At 67.7% G+C, this 6749-nt stretch carries 8 protein-coding genes and 1 pseudogene; 6 read left to right on the top strand and 3 right to left on the bottom strand.

Annotation, left to right across the window (positions count from 1 at the left end; all coding sequences use genetic code 11):
* Positions 1-482 (bottom strand): annotated as a pseudogene (locus VLF38_RS10905) (tRNA (N6-isopentenyl adenosine(37)-C2)-methylthiotransferase MiaB); the annotation flags it as partial.
* A 141-nt stretch (positions 483-623) separates the two neighbouring features.
* Here VLF38_RS10905 and VLF38_RS10900 point away from each other — a divergent pair.
* From VLF38_RS10900 to VLF38_RS10885, 4 genes are all read left to right on the top strand, one after another.
* On the top strand, positions 624-1400 hold the full coding sequence (locus tag VLF38_RS10900; protein WP_325271285.1) for an amino acid ABC transporter ATP-binding protein: 777 nt from the start codon (positions 624-626) through the stop codon (positions 1398-1400).
* Positions 1401-1442: 42 nt separating this feature from the next.
* Positions 1443-2318 carry a glutamate ABC transporter substrate-binding protein gene (locus tag VLF38_RS10895; RefSeq protein ID WP_325271284.1) on the top strand — a complete coding sequence of 292 codons (876 nt, stop codon included), beginning with the start codon at positions 1443-1445 and terminating at the stop codon, positions 2316-2318.
* Between the two features lie 68 nt (positions 2319-2386).
* Positions 2387-3070 (top strand): amino acid ABC transporter permease, encoded by a 684-nt coding sequence (locus tag VLF38_RS10890; RefSeq protein WP_325271283.1) that lies wholly within the window; start codon positions 2387-2389, stop codon positions 3068-3070.
* Positions 3067-3921: an amino acid ABC transporter permease gene (locus tag VLF38_RS10885; protein WP_325271282.1), complete on the top strand. Its 855-nt coding sequence runs from the start codon at positions 3067-3069 to the stop codon at positions 3919-3921. Before VLF38_RS10890 ends, VLF38_RS10885 begins: the two co-directional genes overlap by 4 nt.
* Before the next feature lie 68 nt (positions 3922-3989).
* Here the strand turns inward: VLF38_RS10885 and VLF38_RS10880 are convergent, their stop codons facing one another.
* Both VLF38_RS10880 and VLF38_RS10875 read right to left on the bottom strand, forming a co-directional pair.
* Positions 3990-4286, bottom strand: coding sequence for a hypothetical protein (locus VLF38_RS10880; RefSeq protein ID WP_325271281.1), 297 nt, complete (start codon positions 4284-4286; stop codon positions 3990-3992).
* A gap of 62 nt (positions 4287-4348) precedes the next feature.
* On the bottom strand, positions 4349-4810 hold the full coding sequence (locus VLF38_RS10875; protein ID WP_325271280.1) for a hotdog fold domain-containing protein: 462 nt from the start codon (positions 4808-4810) through the stop codon (positions 4349-4351).
* Positions 4811-4942: 132 nt separating this feature from the next.
* Here VLF38_RS10875 and VLF38_RS10870 point away from each other — a divergent pair, with 132 nt between their 5' ends.
* A complete protein-coding gene (locus VLF38_RS10870) occupies positions 4943-5905 on the top strand; it encodes an acyl-CoA desaturase (RefSeq protein ID WP_325271279.1) in 963 nt (320 codons plus the stop codon).
* A 154-nt stretch (positions 5906-6059) separates the two neighbouring features.
* A complete protein-coding gene (locus VLF38_RS10865) occupies positions 6060-6545 on the top strand; it encodes a MarR family transcriptional regulator (protein WP_325271286.1) in 486 nt (161 codons plus the stop codon).
* Positions 6546-6749: the final 204 nt, after the last annotated feature.

The raw sequence follows: 6749 nt of genomic DNA, 5'->3' as shown, positions 1-6749 counted from the left end.
GTGTTGTTGCACCCGACCGAGATGCTCACCCACGCGGCGTACGCGCTCTCCCGCCGGGTCGGCAGCGTCGAGGGGAACACCTCGAGCGACTCGAGGATCTCGACCTGCGCTTCCTCCTGCACCCGCGCGCGCTCGAGCAGGGCCGGGAGCGAGCCGATGTTGTGGGTGCCGAAGACGACGTCGACCCACGGGGCCTTCTTCACGACGGTGTCGCGGTCCTTCTGCGCCATGCAGCCACCGACGGCGATCTGCATGCCCGGCTTCTTCGCCTTGATCGGCGCGAGGTGACCGAGGTTGCCGTAGAGCTTGTTGTCGGCGTTCTCACGCACGGCGCAGGTGTTGAAGACGACGACGTCCGCCTGCTCCCCCTCCGCAACGGGCACGTAGCCGGCGTCGACCAGCAGCCCCCCGAGCCGCTCGGAGTCGTGGACATTCATCTGGCACCCATAGGTGCGGACCTCATACGTGCGCTGCTCAGTCATGACCGAAATAGGGTACGGCGCGACGCCGGGCGCGCCCGAATCCAACAGATGTCCGAACGCAAGGTCACAGTTCGATAGCAGTACGACGCGGGGACGGCGCAGGTGTGGCCCGGAGCACACCGGCAGGTCTACGTTCCACACATGACCGCGCTCAGCTCGGAGGCGTCGGCGGCCGCTGTGGGTGAGCCGCTCGTCGTACTCGACCATGTGGAGAAGTGGTACGGCGACCTGCACGTGCTGCAGGACATCGACCTCACGATCAAGCGGGGCGAGGTGGTCGTCGTCATCGGGCCGTCGGGCTCGGGCAAGTCGACGCTCTGCCGCACGATCAACCGCCTCGAGACGATCGACAAGGGCTCGATCACGCTCGACGGCAAGGCCCTGCCCCAGGAGGGCAAGGAGCTCGCCAACCTGCGGGCCGAGGTCGGCATGGTCTTCCAGAGCTTCAACCTCTTCGCGCACAAGACGATCCTCGACAACGTCACGCTGGGCCCGATCAAGGTCCGCAAGATGCCGAAGGCGGAGGCCGAGAAGCTCGGCAAGGAGCTGCTCGAGCGGGTGGGCCTGGCCAACCAGGCCCCGAAGTACCCCGCCCAGCTCTCCGGCGGCCAGCAGCAGCGCGTGGCGATCGCCCGCGCGCTGGCGATGAAGCCGAAGGTCATGCTCTTCGACGAGCCGACCTCCGCGCTCGACCCGGAGATGATCAAGGAGGTCCTGGACGTCATGGTCGACCTCGCGAAGCAGGGCATGACGATGGTCGTGGTCACCCACGAGATGGGCTTCGCCCGTACGGCGGCGGACCGGGTGGTCTTCATGGCCGACGGAGCCATCGTCGAAGAAGGCACTCCGGAGGAGTTCTTCACCAACGCGCAGTCCGCGCGGGCCAAGGACTTCCTCGGCCACATTCTCAAGCACTGAGCTCTCAACGGCGATCTGCCACAACGAGAAGGGAACGCAACGATGCGATTCACGAAGACCAAGGCCACGCTTGCCGCGTGTGGCCTCGCGCTCAGCCTCGCCGCCTGCGGCGACGCGGGCGGCGGTGACGACAACGAGGCCCTCGAGGGCAAGGACGTCGCCTGCGGCGACCTCACCGGCCGCGCGGCAGAGATCTGCGAAGCGGGCACGATCAAGATCGGCGTCAAGTACGACCAGCCGGGTCTCGGCTTCAAGAGCGCGACCTCGGACGTGCCGGCCGGATTCGACATCGAGGTCGCCAAGATCGTGGCGTCCAACTTCGGCATCGACAGTGACGACATCGAGTGGGTGGAGACCATCTCCGACAACCGTGAGCCCTTCCTGGAGGAGGGCAAGGTCGACCTGGTGCTCGCGTCGTACTCCATCACTGACGAGCGCCGGAAGGTCGTCGGCCAGGCCGGTCCGTACATGGTCACCGGCCAGCAGCTGCTCGTGCCCGCGGACAGCGAGGTCGAGGGCATGGACGACCTGCAGGGCAAGAAGATCTGCTCGGTCACAGGCTCCACCTCGATCGACAAGATCAACGAGGAAGGCGGCAAGGGCGTCGGCTTCGCCAGCTACTCCGAGTGTGTCCAGAAGGTGCTCGACGGCGCCGTGGAGGCGATGTCGACCGACGGCACGATCCTGGCCGGATTCGCCGCGCAGAACGAGGGCGAGCTCAAGGTCGTCGGCGAGCAGTTCTCCACCGAGAACATCGGTGTCGGCTACAGCAAGGACGCCTCGGAGATGTGCGAGGTCATCAACGACTCGCTGACCGAGGCCTTCGACGACGGCTCGTGGGCCGAGGCGTTCGAGAAGACTCTCGGCCCGTCAGGCGTGGAGACGCCCGACGCCCCCGAGCTCGACGACTGCATGTGATGTCAGGGTCGGGCCGGAGTACGTCGCCAGCGGCGGCTCCGGCCTGACCCCTCAAGGGAGGTGAACGGGTGACCGCGGTCATCGACAACTGGCGGCTGGTGCTCGAGGGGTTCGGCTACACGCTCTGCTTGTTCCTCGTCGCCGGGGTGCTGTCGCTGCTCCTGGGCACGTTCCTCGTGGCGTGCCGCGTGGGCCCCGTGGCAGTGCTGCGCTGGTTCGGCGCCGTCTACGTGACCGGTGTGCGCAACACCCCGCTCGTGGTGGTGTTCGCGTTCTTCCAGTTCATCGCGCCCATCTTCGGGATCCGCTTCCGCTGGTTCGACGTGCAGATCGGCACGCTCGACTTCGACCAGTTCTTCGGGGCCGCGGTGGTCTCACTGACGCTCTACACCGCCTGCTTCGTCTGCGAGGCGATCCGGTCCGGCATCAACGCCGTGCCGCTCGGGCAGGCCGAGGCGTCGCGCGCCATCGGGCTGACGTTCGTCGGCACGATGCGCCACGTCATCCTTCCCCAGGCGTTTCGGGCGAGCGTCCCGCCCCTGGCCAGCGCGCTGATCGCCCTGATCAAGAACACCTCGGTCGCCTACATCTTCGGAGTCGCCGAGGCGGTCTCGCAGATGTCGTCACTGACCAACGACAACGCGTCCCAGCGTCCGCAGATCTTCCTCACGATCGCGGCCGGCTACATCCTGATCGTCTTCGCCTTCTCGTTCCTCGCCAACAGGCTCGAGCGGCACTGGAGGGTGGCATGAGCGCCTCGGTCCTCTTCGACGCACCGGGCCCGAAGACCGCCAGGCGGCACCGGCTCTACTCGCTGGTGGCGGCCGCCGCGATCACGGGCGTCCTCGCCTGGTGCATCTGGCGTCTGCACGACGCGGGGCAGCTCGCGTACGCGAAGTGGGAGCCCTTCGTCACCCCGGACTACGTCCGCGTCCTGCTGGTCGACGGCCTCCTGGAAACGTTGAAGATGGCCGTCTTCGCGATCCTCGCGGCGGTTGTCTTCGGTACGGCGCTCGGCCTGGCCAAGCTCTCCGACCACGCGTTTGTGCGCTGGCCGGCGGCAGCCGTCGTCGAGTTCTTCCGCGCCACACCCGTCCTGCTGCTGATGATCTTCATCTGGTACGCGCTGGGCATCGCCAACGACGCGAGCAGCTTCCGCGCGGTGGTGATCGCGCTGATGCTCTACAACGGCGCCGTGCTCGCCGAGGTGCTGCGCGCCGGCATCAACGCCGTGCCGAAGGGCCAGTCCGAGGCGGCGTATGCGATCGGCATGCGCAAGACCCAGGTGATGAGCTCGATCCTCATCCCGCAGGCCGTCAAGATCATGTTCCCCGCGATCATCAGCCAGTGCATCGTGGCCCTGAAGGACACCGCCCTCGGCTTCGCAATCGCCGCTCCGGGCCTGATGGCAATCGCGAAGCAGATCTATCTCGACCCCCAGTTCAACAACCGGGTCCCGACGATGTTCGTGGTCGCGGCCCTGTACATCAGCGTCAACCTGCTGCTGATGGCTCTCGCGGCCTGGCTCCAGAAGAAGTACGTCGGCGAGAAGAAGCTGGTCGTGCCCATGGTCGGAGCGGGAGACACCGCCAAGGCGGCCTGAGCATCCGCACAACGCCACGAGGGCCGGCCCCGCATGATGCGGAGCCGGCCCTCGGCGTACTGCTGGGGTCAGGGCTTGAAGGTCTTCGCCTTCTCGATCAGGCCCTCGACGACGCCCTTGGCGGTGCCGGCGGCCTCCTCGGCGAGCGCCTTCGCCTTCGCGAAGGACTCCTCGGCCTGCGACTTCGCCTTGGCGAAGCTCTCCTCGGCCTGGGCCTTGGCCTGGTCAGCCGCGACCTTGGCCTTGGCCAGCGCCTCGTCAGCGGCGGCCTTCGCCTGGGTCAGCGCCTCGTCGGCAGCGGCCTTGGCCTTGGCCAGCGCCTCGTCGGCGGCCGCACGGGCCTTGTCGGTGGGGTTCTCGCTCATCGTTCCTCCTGGGGGACGGACTGCATACGGGGTGAGTGAAGCACCCTCGTGTGACAGGCGGATTACTTCTGCTTGCTGCTGATCCACAGCTTGATGACGCCCTCGAAGCAGACGACGCCGTCGACGGTGAGCGCCTGGACGCGGACGTCGAGGTCGCCCTCCTTCTCCCACTGCTCGGGGTCGGTCTCGGCGACGACGGTGATGTCCGAGTCAGCCTTGGCCGTGTAGCGGATGTCCATGGCCTTGGGGATCCAGCGCTTGTCGCGCGGGACCGAGGCCTCGGCGAGGGCGCCCATCGCCATCTCGGCGCCGTTGCACAGGGCGATCGCGTGGACGGTGCCGATGTGGTTCTGCACCGAACGCCGCTTCGGAATGTGGACCTCGGCGTAGTTGGCACGCATCTCAGTCACGGTCGCGTGGATCGTGGCGAAGTACGGCGCCTTCTGGGCGTAGATGGTCGAAAAGATCTTCTTGCCCATCGGCAGGCCGTGGGTCTTCTCCCAAAGGGTGACAAGTGCGCTCATGGCTCCAGTATTACCCGTCAGTAACCTTCTGGGTAACAGGCGGGACACGTTGTTTGGGACACACTCGATCGGGTTACCGTTGGGATGCCGAGGCGTCGTACGACGTCACCGACCACCCGCCCTGGAGTACGCGTGTCCGTAGCGACCGAGACCGACGACCTTCCCGCCTCTGCCACACGGGGCGGAGAGACCCAGGGCTGGCCCGAGCGGATCGCCCTCGGCCTCTTCATCGCGCTCCCGCTGGTCGCGATCGCCGTCGCCGTTCCCGTCGCGTGGGGCGGCTGGCTGTCCTGGCTCGACGTGGCGATCGCGCTGCCGATGTACTTCCTGACGCTGCACGGCATCACCGTCGGCTACCACCGGCTCTTCACGCACAAGTCGTTCAAGCCCAACCGGGCGGTCAAGATCACCCTCGCCGTCCTCGGCTCGATGGCGATCGAGGGCCCCGTCGTCCGCTGGGTCGCCGACCACCGCAAGCACCACAAGTTCTCTGACCGCGACGGCGACCCCCACTCCCCCTGGAAGTACGGCGAGTCGCTCGGCGGCCTCCTCAAGGGCCTGTGGCACGCGCACGTCGGGTGGCTCTTCGACGCCGAGCAGACGCCGCAGCGGCAGTACGCTCCCGACCTGATGAAGGACCGCGACCTGGTCTGGATCTCGCGGAACTTCTGGGTCTTCACGGTGATCTCGCTGGCGATCCCGCCCGCGCTCGGCGGCCTGATCACCTGGTCGTGGCAGGGCGCGGCGACGGCGTTCTTCTGGGGCACGGTCGTCCGCGTCGGCGTCCTGCACCACCTGACCTGGTCGATCAACTCGATCTGCCACGCCGTCGGTGACCGTCCCTTCGTCTCGCGCGACAAGTCGGCCAACGTCTGGTGGCTGGCCATCCCGTCCGGCGGCGAGTCGTGGCACAACCTCCACCACGCCGACCCGACCTGCGCGCGCCACGGCGTCCTGCGCGGCCAGCTCGACTCCTCCGCCCGCACGATCTGGGTGCTCGAGAAGCTCGGCTGGGTCAGCGACGTCCGCTGGCCGGTCGAGTCGCGGATCCAGTCGAAGCTGGTCAAGAACCAGCCGGTCGACGCCGCCGCCTGACCCCGCCCGCAGCGACCCTGGTCGTGGCGCGGCCCGACCGGGACGGCGCGCCCATCGTGTGTGCCAGCCGCACCACGCCCCACGAACCGAGAAGCTCAAGACTCTCGACATCAAGAATCTCGATCGTTCGCCACCATCTGGCAGGATGTCGATCATGCAGGACGAGGTCGACGAGCTGGTCGAGGCGTGGCAGCGCGAGCGCGCTGACCTCGACCTCACCCCCGTCGAGGTCTTCAGTCGCATCGGCCGTCTCGCCCGCCGCCTCGACCTGGCACGGCGTACGGCGTTCGCGGACCACGGCATCGAGTCGTGGGAGTTCGACGTGCTCGCGGCACTGCGCCGCGCGGGTGGCGACTACGAGCTCTCCCCCGGCCGGCTGATCAAGGAGACGCTGGTGACCAGCGGCACCATGACGAACCGTGTCGACCGGCTGGCCGCGCGTGGGTTCGTCGAGCGCCTGCCCGACCCCAATGACCGCCGCGGCGTCCTCGTCCGGCTCACGCCCGAGGGGCGCGAGGCTGTGGATGGCGCGTTCGAGGCGCTGCTGTCGGCCGAGGCGGAGCTCCTCTCGGACCTGCCCAGCAAGGACCACAAGCAGCTCGCCGCGCTGCTACGCGCCCTCATGCAGCGCCTCACCTGACCGCCGAAACGGCGCAAACCTGCACTCTCGGTACGCCGAGAGGGCGCGGACTTGCACGTACGCTGCAGGTTCGCGCCGCCTCGGCACCAGAGCCGTGCAGGTTCACGCCGCCTCGGCAGCCAACCCCTGCAGGTTCGCGCCGCCTCGGCACCCAACCCCTGCAGGTTCGCGCCGCCTCGGCGGGTCAGTCGAGGAGGTCGGAGA

This window comes from Nocardioides sp., from assembly GCF_035481145.1.
GTDB lineage: Bacteria > Actinomycetota > Actinomycetes > Propionibacteriales > Nocardioidaceae > Nocardioides.
This window is presented reverse-complemented; position numbering and strand designations above follow the sequence as displayed.